Genomic DNA, 18,092 nt, shown 5'->3' with positions numbered 1-18,092 from the left:
ATCCCGCCGGCGCGGCAGTGTGGTGCGCCACAGCCGGCCCCGGCCTGCAAACCGCTCAGCTATACGAATACGGCAGCGCGCGCACTTCAATCGCCGCGCCGTCGACAGCCCCCAACCGCAAGCCATTGCCTTCCAGAGACGACAGCGTCGTCTCGAAAAGCACCGCCGCATTCGGCGCACCCGCGGCGTCGACCACGCGGCCGCAAGGCTCACCGGGTTGGCTGGCATCGTACACATCCGTACCCGGCGCGACATCCGCGGCCGACACACCAGCAATATGCCCATAAGCCATGCGCCGCTTCACCGTGCCGCGGTAGTGGCTGCGCGCCACCACTTCCTGCCCTGGATAGCAGCCCTTGGTAAAGCTGACGCCACCCGCCAGGTCCAGGTTGACGGTCTGCGGAATGAACATGTCCTGCGTCGGCGTGCCGACCCAGGGCACGCCGGCCGCCAGGTCCGCGACCCGCCACTGGTCAGCGTCACCCAGGCTCAAACTGTTCAGCAGGGCCGAGTCCGGCGATTCCTGCCCATCCAGTTGCGCGGCGCTGGCAACCCACCACCAGCGCGGGCCCGCTGCCGCATCGCCATCCGGCGCCGCGATCCAGGTCCCGCTGGGCAGATTGGCGCGTTGCCAGGCCTTACGGGGCAATTCGCCACCCACGGCGCGCTCAAGCGCGGCGACGTCCTGCACGCCCCATACCCCGGCAACATGCAGCGGCGTGACCGCGATCTTGGCCTTGGCGCGCAACACGAACATGCTCAAGCGCTTGACCAACGCCGCCGCGACATCCGTGCGCACCAGCGCATGGAACACCGCGGGCGGGGGCACGGCCACCGCACCCGCGCCGGCAGTACCTTCAGCGGCAGCGCCAGCGGCGCCACTGCCCACATTCGGGGGCGGGGCGACGTCGCCGCTTTCCGCTTCGCGCCACATCACCATGGTCGCCAACAAACGCCCCTTGGCGGTGCAATAGCCGGCCAGGGCGGCTTGGCCGCTGTCCAGCCCGGTCAGGTCCTGGGTCAATTGCCCATGCAGAAAAGCCAGGGCATCGGCGCCGCTGGCGCTGATCACCTGCAGGTCGGGCAGGGGTGCGCAGTGCGCGATGCCTTGCGCGGAATCGGGAATAGCTTCGAAAAAGGCGTGCATGAGAAAACGGCCCGCAATCAGGCGTGAATGAAACAGCCGAAAAATGCAGCCCTTGATGCGCCAGACAGCGGCCGAAGCCGGCGGTTGCCATAGTCTGAAACAAAAGGCCGCGCCATGCAGACATCATACGCGCGTCGACCGGGGCATCCGCCCGGCGCAATCCATTAAACTCCCGAGTCTGATGAAGAAGCGACCGATCTACTATTTCCTGTTATTTCTCCTCCTCGTGGTGGTGGCCCTGGCCGCCGCCTGCGGAGGCGCCTGGCTATGGATGAACCAGCCCTTGCGGATGGCGTCCGACCGGGTCGACTTCGTGGTCGATCCCGGCGCCAGCCCGCGTGGCGTGGCGCTGGCCGCGAATACGGCTGGTATCTCCTTGTGGGACGACGGCTTTGTCTGGATGGCCCGGCTGAGCGGGCGCGACAAGCTGATCAAGGCGGGCGGATACGAAGCCGTGCGCGGCGATACGCCCTGGCTGCTGCTGGAGCGCCTGGCGCGCGGCGACGTCAATCAACGCCAGGTCACCTTCGTGGAAGGCTGGAATTACCGGCAAATCCGCCAGGCCCTGCGCGACAACCCGGACATCAAGCAGACCCTGGACGGCGTCGACGACGCCGAAATCCTGCGCCGGCTGGGCTCAAGCGCGGCCAGCATGGAAGGCCTGGTCTTCCCCGACACCTATCTGTTCACGCCGGGCAGCACCGACTTCGACATCCTGCGCCGCGGCTACCAGGAAGGGCAGCGCATCCTGGCCCAGACCTGGGACAAGCGAGCGCCCAACGCGCCGGCCGCCACGCCCTACGAGGCCCTGGTCCTCGCGTCCATCATCGAAAAGGAAACGGGGCATGGTCCGGACCGCAACCGGGTCGCGGGCGTGTTCGCCAACCGTCTGAAGGAAAACATGCCTTTGCAGACCGACCCCACCGTCATCTACGGCATGGGCGAGAACTACGGGGGCAAGCTGCGCAAACGGGATCTGCAGACCGACACGCCGTGGAATACCTACACGCGCGTGGGCCTGCCGCCCACGCCCATCGCCAGTCCCGGCCGTGCCGCGCTGCTGGCGGCGGTGCAGCCGGAGCAGCACAAGTTTCTTTATTTTGTTTCGCGCGGCAACGGCACCAGCGAATTTTCGACGACTTTGACGGAGCACAATCGCAACGTGGGCCGCTATATCTTGGGACGGGATCGACAACCATGAGTACACGCGGACGATTCCTGACGTTGGAAGGCGTGGACGGCGCCGGCAAGAGCACGCACGTGCAGTGGATAGCCGACGAACTGCGCCAGGCCGGCCTGACGGTACACGTGACACGCGAGCCGGGTGGTACCGAGCTCGGCGAAAAACTGCGCAATCTGGTGCTTCACGAGGCCATGGGCCTGGACGCCGAAACCCTGCTCATGTTCGCGGGCCGGTGCGAGCACCTGCGCCAGGTCATCGAGCCGGCGCTGGCGCGTGGCGAGTGGGTGGTGTGCGATCGCTTTACCGACGCCACCTATGCCTATCAAGGCGGCGGCCGCGAACTGGGCGCCGAACGGGTCGCCGTGCTGGAAGCCTGGATGCGGCCATCGTTGCAGCCGGACCGCACCTGGTTGTTCGACGTGCCCCTGGAAGTGGCGCGCGCGCGCCTGGCCGACGCCCGCGAACCCGACCGTTTCGAAAGCGAGGGCGCGGCGTTCTTCCAGCGCACGCGCGACGCCTACCACGCACGCGCTCGCCTGCATCCCGATCGCATCCGCGTGATCGATAGCAGCCGTCCCCGCGAAACGGTGCGCGAGCATCTGCGCGAGGAAGTGCGCGAGCTGCTGGATGCGCGCGCATGAACGCGACTCGTAAGAACGCAACGGCCGCCGACGGCGCGGATGGCGCGGAAGCGAAATCCGCCAACATCGCGCGCTTCCTGCCCTGGCAGGAAGACTTGGCGCGCGACTGGCTGGCGCAGCGCGAGCGTTTCGCCCATGCCTGGCTGATCCATGGCCTGGCGGGTATCGGCAAGCTGCAATTCGCGGCCGCGGCGGCGGCCAGCCTGCTGTGCGAGGCGCCCCGCGATGGCTTTGCCTGCGGCGCCTGCCATGCCTGCACCTGGGTCGCGGCCGGCAATCACCCGGACTTGCGCCGGGTGCGGCCCGAAGCCATCGCCCTGGAAGAGGGGGCTGACGCCGCCGCCGAAGCGGGAGAAGACGCGGCCGAGCCGGCCGCCACCGGCAGCAGCAGCAAACGCGCGCCGTCCAAGGAAATCCGCATCGACCAGTTGCGCGCGCTGGAGTCCTGGTTCAATACCGCGACACACCGCGGTGGCTGGCGGGTGGCGCTGATCTATCCCGCGCAGGCCATGAACGTGGTGTCCGCCAATGCCTTGCTGAAGGTGCTGGAAGAACCGCCACCGCGCACGATCTTCCTGCTGGTGGCCGACGCGCCGGACCGCCTGTTGCCCACGCTGCTGTCCCGTTGCCGGCGCCTGCCGCTGCCGACGCCGTCCGCCGAGACGTCGCGCGCCTGGCTGGCGGCTCAAGGCCTGGCTGACGCCGATGCCTGGCTGGCCGCTGCCGGCGGGGCGCCGCTGGGCGCGCTGCGCCTGGCCGAATCGGGTGAAGCGGCCTGTCCGGCGTGGCTGGAACAATTACTGCTGCCGCTGGCCAAAGGGCAGGGCAGCGATATCGGCGTGCTCGCCGATCAGCTGGAAAAGCTGCCGGCCGCGCAGTGGATCGACGCCTTGCAAAGGCTGTACGTCGACCTCATGTTGGTAGGAGCGGGCGCGGCGCCGCGTTATTTCCCCGCCTTGGCCGAGCCGGTGGCGCGCACGGCCGCGAGGGCCGCGCCTGCCAGGCTGGCCGAAACGGCCCGCTGGCTGACCAAGCAGCGCGCCTTGGCCGGGCATCCCTTGAATGCCAAATTGTTCGCTCACGCCGCTTTGCAGCGCGTGGTGCTGTCTTGCCAGGCCTGAACGGGCCCGGCTCTGCTGTTTTCCTCGGTTTACCCTTAGAACATGTACGTCGATTCCCACTGTCATCTGAATTTCCCCGAGCTGGCCGCCGAACTGCCGGCCATTCTCGATCGCATGGCGACGAACCAGGTGACGCACGCATTGGTGGTCAGCGTCAATCTGCCGGATTGGCGGGGCCTGATGGATCTGGTGGCGCCCCATCGCAACCTGTGGGCGTCGGTGGGCGTGCATCCCGACTACGAGGACACGCAAGAGCCCACCGCGGAAGAGCTGGCGGAACTGTCTCAGGACGCCAAGGTGGTGGCCATCGGTGAAACCGGCCTGGACTACTACCGCCTTAGCGAGCCCCTGGACTGGCAGCGCAATCGCTTCTGCACCCATATCCGGGCCGCGCGCGCGACCAATCTGCCGCTGATCATCCATACGCGCAGCTCGGCGGAGGACACCCTGAAGCTGATGCGCGAGGAAAACGCCGCCGAAGCGGGCGGGGTCATGCATTGCTTTACCGAAACCTGGGAAGTGGCGCAGGCCGCCATCGACCAGAATTTCTATATCTCGCTGTCGGGCATCGTCACGTTCAAGAACGCGACGCAGCTGCATGAAGTGGCGGCCAACGTGCCGCTGGACCGCCTGCTGATCGAAACCGATTCTCCCTATCTGGCGCCGGTGCCTTATCGGGGCAAGCTCAACGACCCGTCCAAGGTGATCCACGTCGCGGAGAAGATCGCTGACCTGAAAGGCATCCCCGTGGCCGACGTGGCGAAGGCGTCGACGGATAATTTCTTCAAGTTGTTCAACAAGATCGTGAAGTGACTCGAAGGAGGGCCGCATCCATGAACCGCTACCGTACTTCTTACCGCGTGGATCGCGCGCTTGCCGGGCTGGGCCTGACCCTGGCCTGCGCCTTCACCGCTGTGCCGCCCGCGCAAGCGGCCAGCGCCGCGGACGCCTGGATCTACGTCGTCAACGACAATGCGGACCAGATGAAGGCGCTGCTGGCTTCGGGCTGGGATCCCAATCAGAAGAACCGCGGCCAGCCCGCATTGATGCAGGCCGTGCGCGATGGCGCGTGGAATGTGTTCGACGTCCTGGCCGCCGATCGCCGCACCGACGTGAATGCCGCCAATGGTAGTGACGAGACGGCGCTGATGTACCTGGCGTTGAAGGGCGAGATCAAACGCGCGCAGGCCTTGATGGCGCGTGGCGCGCAGGTCAATCGCCTGGGGTGGACGCCGCTGCATTACGCGGCGTCGACGGGACAGGTGGCCATGGCCAAGCTGCTGCTGTCCAAGCAGGCCATCGTCAACGCGCCCGGGCCGGATGGCACCACGCCCTTGATGATGGCGGGCCGTTCGGGCAATCAGCAGATGGCGCAGTTGCTGCTGGATGCCGGTGCGGACCCGACCAATCGCAGCCTGGCCGGCCTGGATGCCGCGGCCTGGGCCCGGTCGGCGAAGCAGGATGACCTGGCGCAATGGTTGGACAAGGCGAGCCGGAACTATCACCCACCGCGCACGTCGTCGGGGCCGGCCGCGGAGCCGGGAACGGAGCAGGGCAGTACGCAGGCCAGCCCCGCCGCTGCCGCTCAGCCCGCCATCGCGCCGTCTCCCGCGCCTTCCGCGGCGCCTCCCGATAATTGGATGAACTCAGCGCCGTCCGCCGCGCCCAAGTCCGGCAATGACGCACCGTCCCTGGGCGGCGTGTCCGGCGTCAAGCTGAACTCCTACGACGACCCGCCCAAGCGCTGAGCCCAGAGCAAGCTTTTTGACGCCGGGCCGCCCCAAGTCAAAAAAGCGACCTATTGGGGGACCGGGCAACCCGCCAGGGTAGACCTGATGGGCCGCTCCCGCCGCCTTACCGCTGCGGCTTGTACAGCCTGATCTCGTTGACGTAGTCGGCGTAGATCGGGCCGCTGACCATGACCTTCGTGCCGTCGCTTACGTCGTACTGGGTCAGCCATGACATGACGAAGCCCTGGGCTTGCTCGCGCGCGCGGATTTCGTCGGCGGCGCTGCTGTTGTTGCGCGGCGTGCCTTGCAGGACCCAGCCGTCACCGGCCACCCGGTTGAGCGTGCGGCGGCTGTCACCCAGCTGCGCGCCCAGGATGCTGCCGGCGAAGGGCGGGCGCACGGTGATCGCCGCCACGCTGCCCGCCGGGTTGAACAGCAGCTTGATGCCTTGCTCCGGAAAATCCAGTTCGGCGGCGCCCGCCTTGCCGACAGGCGTCGGCTTGCGGTCGGTGCGCAAAGCCAGCTGCACCTGATCCAGCGTATCGTCCAGCGCCACCGGCAGGCCGGCCGTCAGGTCGGCATTGGGCGTCTCCACCGCGGGCTTGTCGCCAAAGCGCTGGCGATACGCGGCCACCTGCAAGGCCAGGCCGGCACGATTGCGCAAGATGTCATCAGCCAGCCAGTTGTTCATGAAATCGCCTACCGCGGCCTGCCGGCAGTTGATGCTCTTCGCGGCATCATCCGCTGTCAGCTTCACGGCCTTCTCGACGAACGCTTTGTCTTGTTCGGTCAGCATGGCCGGGACCGGGTCCAGGACGAAGCGCTGATCGAAGTTGTCGCAAGCCTTGGCATACAGGTTGAACAAGGTGGCGCCCGCTTGCAGGCGCGCCAGCGATGTGGCGATGTCGTCGCGCAAGCGCACTTGATCGATGGACGCCGCGCGCTGTTGCGTGCGTGCCTGCATCTGCTTGTCGATCTCCGGCGCCAGCGCCTGTGCACCCGGTTCGGACGGCCCCAACAACTGCACTTTCAGTTGGCGCAACGAGCGGCCCGCGTCGACGTGGTACAGCCCCAGGTTTTGTCCGAGCTGAAACAGGCATAGCAAAGCACCCAGCACCACCAGGACCGTGCGCGGCAACCAGCGCGCGGGTTCGCCATAGCTGCCATCCTTGCGCAGCATCTTCACGGCCAAGACCAGGCCGATGAGGGGCAGGATCAATCCGAAAAAATTGAAGCTGGAGTCGCGCACTTGCGCGCCATTCACAGTGACTTGCTCCGACGTGCCGAAAAACAGCCAGAAAGGCAGCAATCCAAGAATCACGACCATCAACGGACGCCGCAGTCGGTACCACAGGCTGGGGGTGGGTTGGCTCATGATCTGGCTCATGTTGCAAGGCTCCTGTAAGTATTGGAAGGGCCTGTATTATGGGACAGATCGAAAATGCGTGTTATTCCACCGTGCTGGCGGGCGCGACGCCCTTGTGAGGAGCCCTGGCCTGAAGCCTGCATGCAGGGCTGCCTCCAGGCAAGGGGACAATGAAATCCGCCTTAGCGCGGGCCGCGCGTCAGCTCGAAGTCCTTGGGATAGCGGGGCGGCGGCAGGGACAGGCTGTCCAGCTCGTCCAGCACTTCGCGGGGAACCGGCGTCTGTAGCGCCTCGATGTTCTGGCGCGCCTGTTCCACCGTACGCGCGCCGATGATGACGCTGGCTACGGCGGGCTTGGCCAGCAGCCATTGCAGGGCGATCGCGGTGGGGGTCTGGTCCAGCGTATCGGCCAGCTGGAGCAGACGGTCCAGGATCTGGGCCGAGTTGCGGGCCAGGTACGGCTCGCGGCTGCCGAAACCGCCCGTGGGCGATGCGGACCGGGTGCCTTCCAGGTGCCGGCCTTCGACCCCATACTTGCCCGTCAGCAGGCCGCCGGCCAGGGGGCCCCATGCCACCAGGCCCACGCCTTCGCGTTGGGCGACCGGGATCAACTCGTCCTCGACGTCGCGCACCAGCAGGTTGTAGTGCGCCTGATGGGCGATGTAGCGTTCATAGCCCTGGGTCCGGCTGGTCCAGATGGAGTCCAGCAGTCGCCACGCTTCGAAGTTGCTGCAGGCGATGTAGCGGATCTTGCCTTGCCGCACCAGCGTGTCCAGCGCGGACAGCGTTTCTTCGGCGGGTGTGTCCGGGTCGATGTGGTGGACGTAGTAAAGGTCGATGTAGTCGGTCTGCAGGCGGCGCAGGGAGTCGTGCACGGCGTTCAGGATGTGCAGGCGGGAGGCGCCGCGGTCATTGGGACCCTGGCCGGTGGGATTGGCGAACTTGCTTGCCAGCACCACGTCCTGGCGCCGGCCTTGCAGCAACCGGCCCAGTATCGTTTCCGATGCGGTATTGGCGTAGGTATTGGCCGTATCGACGAAGTTCAGGCCGGCATCGAGCGCCAGGGCCAGGATGTCGCGCGCGGCGTTCTCATCGGATTCGCGACCGAAGGTCATCGTGCCCAGCGCCAATGCCGATACGGACAAGCCGCTGCGGCCCAATTTGCGATATTCCATCTTGCTGACTCCTTGTTCGTGGGCCAGTGCCCGCTAGATGCCGTTGGAGTATTCGTCCAGCACGCCCTGGTCGACCCAGCCGGACGCGCAGTCGCCGATGTATTCGCCGGCTTTCGTGCGGTCACACATCTTGCCGGTGTACGGGCCCAGCCACAGGATGGGCTGGTCGCCGTCGCGGCAGATGGACTTGCCTTTGCAGTCCGGCACGACGGCGGTGGGCGGCGCGATGACGTAGTAGCGGTATTTGTCGTGGCTGTCGCGGGCCCTGGCGGCGATGCAAACGAATTGGCGATCGTGCAGATGCGCGGTCTGGCCGCCACGATTGTTGATGTTGTCTTGCAGGTCCACGCCGCCTTTCACCGCGACCGCCCCGTACTCGACGTCGCAGCCGGAATAGTCCACGCGAAAGTCGTCCACTTTGCAGTCGGGATTACCGTACTTGTCGGCGTGGCACGCTACCTGTGAGCCGGGGGACATCTCGGTCAAACGCGCCTGGATTGCGGCGGGGTCCTCGGCGGCGCGCGGCGCGGCAAGCGGCAGGAACGCGATGGAGCAAACGGCAAGGCGCAGGAGCAGTGGCTTCATGGCGGGGGCGGGGATCCTGATCGGCGGCTTAGGAAAGGGGACATGGCATGCCCCTATGCAAGCTTCGCCGGGGGCAGGGCAATGCTGCCCCGCCCCCGACTATCCCTCAGCGTATCAGAAACGCCAGCGCACGTTCACCGCGCCGCTGTTCTGACGGTTGCCACCGCCAAACTGGCCACCGTAGTTCACGCCCACGGTGGTCGAACGGGTGACGGCGATGTCGGCGCCCAGCGAGACCACGGCCGCGTCGCGAGCGATGGGAGCACCCGCCACGGAGAAGGACTGGCTGCCATCGAAGGCCATGGTGGTGGTCGGGTCCAGGTCGCCGTAGGAGTGGCGCCAGCCGGCGGTGGCGTACAGGCGTCCGTGCGCGCTGCCGCTCTCAAACGTCGTCTGTGCACGCAGGCCTAGGGTACTGCTGCCAACCTGGTTATGGGTGCTCTTGCCCATCAGCGCGGCATCGCCGCCCGCTTCGCCGAAGCCACGCGTGCGCTGGTCGCTGAAGTCGGCGCCTACGAAGGGCTCCAGCACGATTCTCTCGTTCACCGGCAGGGCGTAGCCCAGTTCGGTGAAGAACTGAGTCGTGTTGGCGCTATAGGACGCCTTCAGCTGCTGAACCACACCCGCGCCATTGACGCCGCGCCGGGTTTCGATGTCGTGCCAGGTATAGCCCATGCCCAGGGTCAGATTGATCTTGCCGGAACCGGCCGCGAAACCCTTGCCGCCATAGATGACGCCGCTGTAGCTGTCGACGTCCGCGCGCGAACTTTGGCCCTTGATGCTGCTGTGGCTGCCGGTATAACCCAGCGCGCCACCGGCACGCCAGCCACCGCCGACGGCCTGGTCACCGCCGACGAACAGGCCGCCGTCGGATTGACGCACTTCAGCCGAGTCGCCGGTACCGCGCAGCGTGCGCCAGTTGCCGAAGACCTGGGCCCAGACGGGCTGCGCCGCGGACTGGGGCAGGGAAGACGCGTCGCCACGGCCCATCTGCGCCGTGGGACGGCCGGGCAGCATGCCGGCGTTCATGTTGGCGCGCAGCTGCGCCATCGGCAGGCTGGCGACGTTGGACGTCACCCCGTTAAGCGTATTGCTGGTGGACGCGTGGGTTTCGCCAGCCAGGCTCTGGAAGACGGTGGCCGGCGTGCCTTCCGGCAGGTTCAACACGCGGGTGTAGAGGGGACTGGTGGACGGCAACGATTGCAGCGCGCCGGCAACCGAACGTTGGTTGCGATTCAGGGCCAGGTCGGCGAAACGGATGGGTCGGGTGCTGCTGCCGGCGTTACTTCCAGCGTTGTTGCCTGTGTTGCCCCCGGTACTGCCTCCGGTATCACCACCGCCCGTGTCGCCACCTTCAGTCTCGCTGCCGCCCGCACCGCTTTGGCCCGGCTCCACCGGCACCTCCTTGAACTTGACCGTCAGGTCGACGGCATCGGCACTATAGGACAGCACCGGCTCCAGGAAGGCAAGGCTGCTGCCGGCCGTCGTGAAGGTGCCGCTGACGCCACCGCTTGCCTGCAACACGTTGTAGGTCGTTGATTCGGTGTACAAGCCATTGCCCAGACCGACCATCTGGAACCTGGCGCCGTCCTGCACCGTTGTCGTGCCGTTGACCACAAGCTTGCTGCTGCTGCCGTCGGGCAGAGCATGGATGCTCAGGGTCGAACCGTTGGCGAACTGCACGGGACCATTGGCGGTCAAGGTGCCGGTAGGATTGGTCTTGCTGCCGGGCGCCAAGGTGCCGCCGGCGCCGATCTGGGCCATGGCCAGTTGGCCGGTGCCGGCCAGCGTGCCATTCAGGACGGCGGCGCTGCCGTTCAGCGCGCTATTGATTTCCAGCGTGCCCTTGGTGATGTAGACCACACCATTGAAGCCACTGTTGTCGCCGGTCAGTGACATGGTACCGTCGCCGGCCTGGACGATGCGGCTGGTCGAATCGCCAGTGATCGCGCCGGCGTAGGTGTAGTCATTGGAACGCTGGAAGCCGAAGGCGCCGCCTTGCAAGGTCACGTCGCCGTCCAGGCTGCCCGTCGTGCCACCGTTGCCGAGGGCCAGGGCTGCGTTGGATTCAACGACCGTGCCGCCGGTGTGCGTGGCGGCGCCGGTGAACGCGACTTCCGTATTGGAGCGCACGACCACCTGGCCGGCGCCGGAAATAGTGCCAGCGTAATCGTAGGGGGCGGAGGGAGAACTGGACGCGTTGCGGCGGTTGAAGACCAGCGTGGTGCCGCTGTTCGTCCTGACATCGCTGGCGATGGCGCCGCTGCTTGCGCCATCGCCGATCTGCAGCGTCCCTTGAGCAAGCTCGATGCCGCCGGTGAATGTGTTGTTGCCGGTCAGGGCCAGCGTGTTGGTGTTGAGCTTGAGAAGTCCGCCAGCGCCGCTGATGGCACCTTCGAAGGTGACGTCATCGCTGCGGTTAAAGCCCAGGCTGCTGCCCTGGTCGATCTGCACTTCGCCGACGATGGCGCCTCTGGTGCCGCCGTCGCCAACGAACAGACTGCCGTTGGAGATGCGTGTGCCGCCGGTGTACGTGTTCGTGCCGGTCAAGGTCAACTGGCCGATGCCGCGCTTGTCGAGCGAACCTTCGCCACTGATGACCTGGCCGAAGGTGACGTTGTCTTCCCGGTTGAACGCCAGGGTAGCGCCCGCGGACACCAGCACGTTGCCGGCAATGCTGCCGTGGCGGCCACCGTCGAGGCCACCGTTGCCGATTTGCAGCGTTCCGGCCTTGACCAGGGTGAGACCAGTGTAGGAGTTTTCGTAGGTGAAGCTCAGCGTGCCGGTACCCAGTTTCGTTACCGTGCCGACGTAGACGAGCGGGTCGTAGTCGGAAATCGCGCCGTCATACTCGCTGTCATCGGCGCGATTGAAGACCAGCGAGCCCTTTACCATCTGGACGTCAGCGTCGATGCTGCCGGTGGTGCCCCCATTGCCGATTTGAACGGTGCCCGAATAGATCCGCAGGATGCCCTTATCAGGGCCGTACCAATTTACATTCTCGCCAGTTAGCGTGAGCGTGCCGTCCACATAAGCATCGACGCGGCCCGGACCCTTGATGGCACCGCCGTAGGTGTAGTCGCCCAGGCGGGTTAGCTCGACTACCGCAGCGCGGGCGACGTGCAGATCACCGGTCAGATTGCCTGTGTCGGTGAGGTCGCCAAGTCTTAGCGTGCCACCTTTCACATACGTTGTGCCGGTAAAGGTATTGTCAGCAATGAGGATCAGATAGCCTTCGCCGGACTTGGTCAAACTCCCCGAACCCGTGACGGCGCCGCTGATATAGCCGACTCGGTAGAGCTCGGTGTCAAAAGTGCCACCAGCCGCGCCCAAATTGATGGTGCGTGCCGCGCTAAGGGTTGTGTAGGAGGTAGCAATGCTCAGCGTGCCGCCGTCCAGTGTCAGTCCGCCGCTGGTCGCGCCAAGATTGCCGTCGCTGCTGATCGAGAGCGTGCCGCCTTTGATAATCCAAGGCGTGACGGCCGCTGTAGTACCGCTTAGAGACAGGGTGGCGTCCCCTGTCTTTTCGTACTTGGAAAAACCGAAGAATTTCGCTGCGTCATTCTCATACGCTGTCGGCGCGGTCGCTGCGATTCTCGAGACGTCCAGGCTGGAATCCCCGTTCGCGAGCTTGAATTCCAGTACGTTACCGGTACTTCGCGAAATGACGTTGCCTTGCAAGATAGCGTTGTCTTGCAGGACCAGCCGGCTGTTGCTGCCGGTGAACTCCACCGCATTGCCCCGCAACGCATCCGTGGAGCCCGCAGCGCCGGCAAGGATGTTGTTGTTGATAAGCGTGGAGCCTGCACCCAGAACAATCGCCGCGCCGCCGCGGCCGCTCGCGCCAGATCCCGTTAGCCCAACACCCCCGGCACCGCCCATGCCGCCCGAGACAGTGGCGTTGTTGGTCAACGTGCCACCGCCTTCGAACTGCACGCCTATGCCGCCGTCGCCGCCGCTGCCGCCATAACCCGTCTGCGAAGCGCCGCCGGCGCCCCCGACACCGCCATCGACAGTAGCGTTCGGGGCGAGCGTCCAGTCGCCCAAGTTTAGTTGCAAGCCGTAGCCGCCCGCGCCACCATCACCGCCGTCGCCGTTGCTGCCCCCATCCGCGCCTGCGGCGCCCGCGCTACCGACCACTTGTGCGAACGCGTCGGCTGGCGCGCCGGCGAGGGCGGCCACGACCAATGCGCTCGTGACGGACAGTGACAGGCGTCTGAAGCCGGCCTCGGCCCGGTGATGGGCCGAGGCATTTCCAGAAGCGGTCTGCTGGATGGTCACATCAAGTGGCATCAGAAACGCCAGCGCACGTTCACCGCGCCGCTGTTCTGACGGTTGCCACCGCCAAACTGGCCACCGTAGTTCACGCCCACGGTGGTCGAACGGGTGACGGCGATGTCGGCGCCCAGCGAGACCACGGCCGCATCGCGAGCGATGGGAGCACCGGCCACGGAGAAGGACTGGCTGCCATCGAAGGCCATGGTGGTGGTGGGATCCAGATCACCATAGGAGTGGCGCCAGCCGGCCGTCGCGTACAGATGGCCCAGCGAATTGCCGCTTTCGAAGGTGGTCTGCGCGCGCAGGCCCAAGGTGCTGCTGCCGACCTTGTTGTGGCTGCTCGAACCCATCAGCGCGGCATCGCCACCCGATTCGCCGAAGCCACGGGTGCGCTGGTCGCTGTAGTCGGCGCCGACGAAGGGCTCCAGCGTGATCCGGTCGGTAATCGGCAAGGCATAACCCAGTTCGGTGAAGAACTGCGCGGTGTTGGCGCCATAGGACGCCTTCAGCTGCTGGCCCACGCCGGCGGCGTTGACGCTACGCTTGGTGTCGATGTCGTGCCACGTGTAGGCGGCACCCAGGGTCAGGTTGATCTTGCCGGGACCCGCCTCGAAAGCCTTGCCGCCGTAAATGACGCCGCTGTAGCTGTCGACATCGGCACGGGAGGACAAGCCCTTGATGCTGCTGTGGCTGCCGGTATAACCGAGCGCGCCACCGGCACGCCAGCCACCGCCCACGGCCTGGTCACCGCCGACGAACAGGCCGCCATCAGATTGGCGCACTTCGGCCGAATCGCCGGTGCCGCGCAGTGTGCGCCAGTTGCCGAAGACCTGGGCCCAGACGGGCTGAGCCGCGGACTGGGGCAGGGCGGAGGCATCGCCGCGGCCCAGTTGCGCCGTGGGACGTCCCGGCATGAAGCCGGCAGCCATGTTGGCGCGCAGGTGCGACATGGGCAGGCTGACGACGTTCGACGCCACGCCATTGAGCATGTTGCTGGTGGAGGCATGCGCCTCGCCGCTGAGGCTGGCGAACACCGCTTCCGGCGTGCCGTTAGGCAGGTTCAGCACGCGCGAGTAGAGCGCGCTGGTGCTCGGCAAGGATTGCAGCGCATTGGCGGTCGAGCGCTGGTTGCGATTGCCGGCGAGGTCGGCGAAGCGGATGGGGCGCGTACCGCCGCCGCTGCCGGTGTTGCCGCCGGTGCTGGTGTCACCACCGCCGGTGCTCGTATCGCCGCCCCCCGTGCTGGTGTCACCGCCGCCCTGGCCCGGATCCACCGGGACCTCCTTGCGCTTGACCGTCAGGTCGACGCTGGTGGCGGTATAGGACAGCGACGGCTCCAGGAAGGCGAGGTCGCTGCCGACTACGGTGAACTTGCCTGTCAGAGCCGCGGCCTGCAGCACGTTATACGTGGTCGATTCGGCATACAGACCGTTGCCCAGACCCGCCATTTGGAACTTCGCGCCGCTCAGCAGCGTCGTGGGCCCAGGGGTTATGACCTTGCTGGCGCTGCCGTCGGGCAGGGCGGTGACGCGCAAGGTGGAGCCAGCGTTCATGTTGAGCATGCTGATCGTCAACGTGCCGGTGGGGTTGGCCTTGCTGCCCGGTGCCAGGATGCCGCCGTCGGCCACTTCGACGCTGGCGACCTGGCCGGTACCCGCCAAAGTGCCGCCTTGCTGCGTCAGGATCGAGCCGCCCAGCAAGCCGTTCACCTCCAGCGTGCCATTGAGGATGCGGGTGGTGCCTCCGAACAGATTGGTGCCCGTCAAGGTCGTAGTGCCGGTGCCGCGCTGGAAGATGACGCTGTTGTCGTCACCGCTGATGTTGCCCGCGTAGGTGTAATCGTTGGAGCGGTCGAAGCTGAGAAAGCCGCTGTTCAGCGTCACGTCGCCGCTGAGGCTGCCCGTGGTGCCGCCGTTGCCGATCGTCAGTTCGCCGAACGAGTTCACCACCGTGCCGCCCGTGTGGGTGGCGTTGCCGACCAGCGCCACCGCCGCGTTGGCCTTCACGACCACCTGGCCGGTGCCGGAAATATTGCCGGTGTAGTCATAGGCGTCGTAGGGCGAGCTGGACGAGTTCTGGTGCGCGAAGACCAGCGTCGTGCCGTTGCGCATCGATACGTCGCCCACGATTTTCCCGCTGGTGATGCCATCGGCGATCTGCAGGGTGCCTTGGTACAGATTGATGAGGCCGGTGAAAGTGTTGTCGCCTGTCAGGGTCAGCGTGTTGCTGCTGAGCTTGGAGAGGCCGCCTTCACCACTGATGACACCTGCGAAAGTCACGTCGTCGCTGCGATTGAAGCCCAGGGCGGCGTTGCGATCGACCTGGACATCGCCAACGATGGAGCCATGGGTGCCCCCGTTGCCGACCATCAGATTGCCGCCGGTGACGCGAGTGCCGCCGGTGTAGGTGTTGTCGTTGGTCAAGATCAACTGATTGGTGCCGCGCTTGTCCAGCGAGCCGCCGCCCTGGATGAGGCCACCGAAAGTGATGGTGCCCTGCTGATTGAAGGCCAGCGTGGCCCCGGCGGCGGTGGTCACGTCGCCGGCGATGCTGCCGATGGTGCCGCCATTGCCGACCTGCAGCGTGCCGCCGGTAATGGTCGTGCCACCGGTGTAGGTGTTGGCGCCAGTAAGCGTCAGCGTGCCAGTGCCGCGCTTTTCCAGCGTACCGGCGTAGGTGAGGGAGTCGTAGTCGGAGACGGCGCCGGCATAGGTGCTGTCACCGGCGCGGTCGAAGACCAGGGCGCCGGCTTGAATCCTGACGTCGGCGGCGATGCTGCCGATGGTGCCGCCATTACCGACCTGCAGTGTGCCGCCGTTGATGACCCAGCTGTTGAGGCCGGTGCCGGTCCCCGTGCTGTTGCCGGTCAGGGTCAGCGTGTTGGCATTGTTCTTGACCAGCGCGCCGGCGCCTGCGACGACGCCGCCGTAGGTGATGTCGTCACTCCGGTCGAAGGCGACAGCCGCGTTCTCATCGATTTTGATGTTGCCCGCAATGCTGCCGCTGGTGGCGCCGTCACCGATCGTGATGGTGCCTTCGATGGCGTGTGTCGCGCCCGTGTAGGTGTTCGCCGCGGCGAGCACGAGGTTGCTGAAGCCCGTCTTGGACAGTTCACCTGTGCCGGTAATGACGCCGGCCAATGTGACGGTCTGGCCGGTACGGGACTCGAAGTTGCCGCCATCCGGGCCCAGCGCGATGGCATGCGTGGCGCTGATCGTGCCGCTGTTTTCCACGTACAGCGTGCCGCCGTTGAGCGTCAGCGTGCTGCCGTCCGCGCCGAGGTTGGTCTCGTTCTGGATCCCCAGCGTGCCTTCCTTGACCGTCCAGTCCGTGATTGCGGCCGTGGTGCCGTTGAGGCTCAGTTTGCCGGTGCCTGTTTTGTAGTAGTCGGAGAAGCCGAAGATCTTTACCTGACCCATGAAGTAAAGGTCCGGGTCGGCCGTCACGATATTCGCGACGTTCAGGCCGGGATCATTGTTGACGATGTTGTATTCCAGCGTGTTGCCGGCGCCGCGCGCGACGACATTGCCGACCAGCACGCTGTTGTCTTGCAATACCAGCCGGCTGTTGTCGCCATTGATTTCGACCGCGTAGCCTTGCAGTCCCAGCGTTGCCCCCTGGCCGCCGCTGATATAGGCATCATTGAAGATAACCGTGTTACTTCCAGCGACAACACCCGAACCGCCCCGCAACGGGGCTCCCGAGAGATTCGAATTTCCAATGTTGCCGCCGTTGATGGTGATGCTGCTATCCGGGCTGGTCGAGTTAATGAGCGTGGATCCATCACCCAGGACTACCCCGGCGGCACCGCTGCCGCTGGAGCCGGATGATGTCGCACCGTTACCGCCGCCGCCGCTCTGGCCGCCGAAAATCTCGCCGCTGTTGGTCAACGTGCCGCCGCCGATGAACTGCACGCCGATGCCGCCGTCACCGCCATTGCCGCCCATGCCGTTCGCTGCATCGCCGCCGGCGCCGCCGGCGCCGCCAAAGACAAAGGCACCGGTGTCGACGGTTAGATTGCCCGCCGTGACTTGCACGCCGTAACCCCCCGCGCCACCACCGCCCGCGCCGCTGGACGCATCGACGTCGCCGTCGCCACCCTTGCCGCCCGCACCGCCGGTATAGGTGCCGGAGATCGTCGTGCTGCTCGAATAGATACCGGCCGACGCGCCGCCGCCGCCACCACCGCCACCGTCAGAAGGGTACGCCGCGGGGGCGCCATTACCTCCAGCGTTGCCGGTCGTGTAGCTGCCAGTGATGGTGACGCCGACCCCGGCGGTGCCGCCCAGCGCACCCGATGCCTCGGTCGAGTCGACACTCAGGCCGCCCTTGCCGCCCGCTGCGCCGGATCCACCGCCACCGCCGCCACTAGCGCCATTCATGTTGTTGACGATGATGTCGTAGCCAGCGATGCCGTCTTCACCCGGCAGGCCGCCTTCGCCGGTCCCGACAGGAGTGCCGCTGCCGCCGCCGTTGCCGCCTGTTCCTCCCGCGCTGGCGGACTGAGCAAAGGCACCCGCCGGTGCGCCAGCCAAGGCGGCCAGGATCAGCGCGCCGGTGACGGACAGCGCCAGGCGCTTGGAACCCGAACGATGGGCCGAGGCATTTTCGGAAGCAACCTGGTAGACGCCCAGGGCACGGTTGAAGACGATGCGGTAAATGTGATTCATGTCGCTCAGTCGGAATAGGGAGGCGTTTCTCCGATCGAAAACTGGCATCGATCGGAATCGTAAGATGTGTAACGCAATCTATTACGAATGTTACGACAAGTCAAATATTTAAGGAGACTGTTGTGTCTTTGTGTGTATTCACTTCCGATATTTGCGTGTTTTCACATCGGCGGCATGTTGACGTGAACCCGTAGCG

11 protein-coding genes are annotated in these 18,092 nt (G+C 65.9%); 5 read left to right on the top strand and 6 right to left on the bottom strand.

Features of this window, described 5'->3' with window-relative positions:
* Window positions 1–55: 55 nt before the first annotated feature.
* Window positions 56–1,147, bottom strand: coding sequence for a folate-binding protein YgfZ (locus ASB57_RS09175; RefSeq protein ID WP_057651946.1), 1,092 nt, complete (start codon window positions 1,145–1,147; stop codon window positions 56–58).
* A gap of 181 nt (window positions 1,148–1,328) precedes the next feature.
* On the opposite strand from ASB57_RS09175, the gene mltG reads away from it, so the two are divergent.
* From mltG to ASB57_RS09150, 5 genes are read left to right on the top strand one after another with little or no spacing between them, the layout of a single operon-like run.
* The gene (gene mltG, locus ASB57_RS09170) at window positions 1,329–2,348 is read left to right on the top strand and encodes an endolytic transglycosylase MltG (protein WP_057651945.1); all 1,020 of its coding nucleotides are present in this window, start codon (window positions 1,329–1,331) and stop codon (window positions 2,346–2,348) included.
* Window positions 2,345–2,971: a dTMP kinase gene (tmk, locus tag ASB57_RS09165; protein WP_057651944.1), complete on the top strand. Its 627-nt coding sequence runs from the start codon at window positions 2,345–2,347 to the stop codon at window positions 2,969–2,971. Before mltG ends, tmk begins: the two co-directional genes overlap by 4 nt.
* Window positions 2,968–4,092, top strand: coding sequence for a DNA polymerase III subunit delta' (gene holB, locus ASB57_RS09160; RefSeq protein ID WP_082621483.1), 1,125 nt, complete (start codon window positions 2,968–2,970; stop codon window positions 4,090–4,092). Before tmk ends, holB begins: the two co-directional genes overlap by 4 nt.
* Window positions 4,093–4,134: 42 nt before the next feature.
* On the top strand, window positions 4,135–4,905 hold the full coding sequence (locus ASB57_RS09155; RefSeq protein WP_057651943.1) for a TatD family hydrolase: 771 nt from the start codon (window positions 4,135–4,137) through the stop codon (window positions 4,903–4,905).
* Between the two features lie 20 nt (window positions 4,906–4,925).
* The gene (locus ASB57_RS09150) at window positions 4,926–5,840 is read left to right on the top strand and encodes an ankyrin repeat domain-containing protein (RefSeq protein ID WP_057651942.1); all 915 of its coding nucleotides are present in this window, start codon (window positions 4,926–4,928) and stop codon (window positions 5,838–5,840) included.
* A gap of 106 nt (window positions 5,841–5,946) precedes the next feature.
* On the opposite strand, the gene ASB57_RS09145 is transcribed toward ASB57_RS09150, so the two are convergent.
* From ASB57_RS09145 to ASB57_RS09125, 5 genes are all read right to left on the bottom strand, one after another.
* Window positions 5,947–7,209: a hypothetical protein gene (locus ASB57_RS09145; RefSeq protein ID WP_057651941.1), complete on the bottom strand. Its 1,263-nt coding sequence runs from the start codon at window positions 7,207–7,209 to the stop codon at window positions 5,947–5,949.
* A 161-nt stretch (window positions 7,210–7,370) separates the two neighbouring features.
* The gene (locus tag ASB57_RS09140; protein WP_057651940.1) at window positions 7,371–8,363 is read right to left on the bottom strand and encodes an aldo/keto reductase; all 993 of its coding nucleotides are present in this window, start codon (window positions 8,361–8,363) and stop codon (window positions 7,371–7,373) included.
* A 33-nt stretch (window positions 8,364–8,396) separates the two neighbouring features.
* The gene (locus tag ASB57_RS09135; protein ID WP_057651939.1) at window positions 8,397–8,948 is read right to left on the bottom strand and encodes a hypothetical protein; all 552 of its coding nucleotides are present in this window, start codon (window positions 8,946–8,948) and stop codon (window positions 8,397–8,399) included.
* Window positions 8,949–9,062: 114 nt separating this feature from the next.
* On the bottom strand, window positions 9,063–13,241 hold the full coding sequence (locus tag ASB57_RS09130; protein ID WP_057651938.1) for an autotransporter domain-containing protein: 4,179 nt from the start codon (window positions 13,239–13,241) through the stop codon (window positions 9,063–9,065).
* Window positions 13,241–17,896: an autotransporter domain-containing protein gene (locus ASB57_RS09125; RefSeq protein ID WP_057651937.1), complete on the bottom strand. Its 4,656-nt coding sequence runs from the start codon at window positions 17,894–17,896 to the stop codon at window positions 13,241–13,243. The genes ASB57_RS09130 and ASB57_RS09125 overlap by 1 nt, the downstream gene beginning before the upstream one ends.
* Window positions 17,897–18,092 lie beyond the last annotated feature (196 nt).

Source organism: Bordetella sp. N (assembly GCF_001433395.1).
Classification (GTDB): Bacteria; Pseudomonadota; Gammaproteobacteria; order Burkholderiales; family Burkholderiaceae_B; genus Bordetella_C.
Note: the sequence above shows the minus strand (reverse complement) of the source record. Positions and strands in the feature narration are given on the sequence as shown.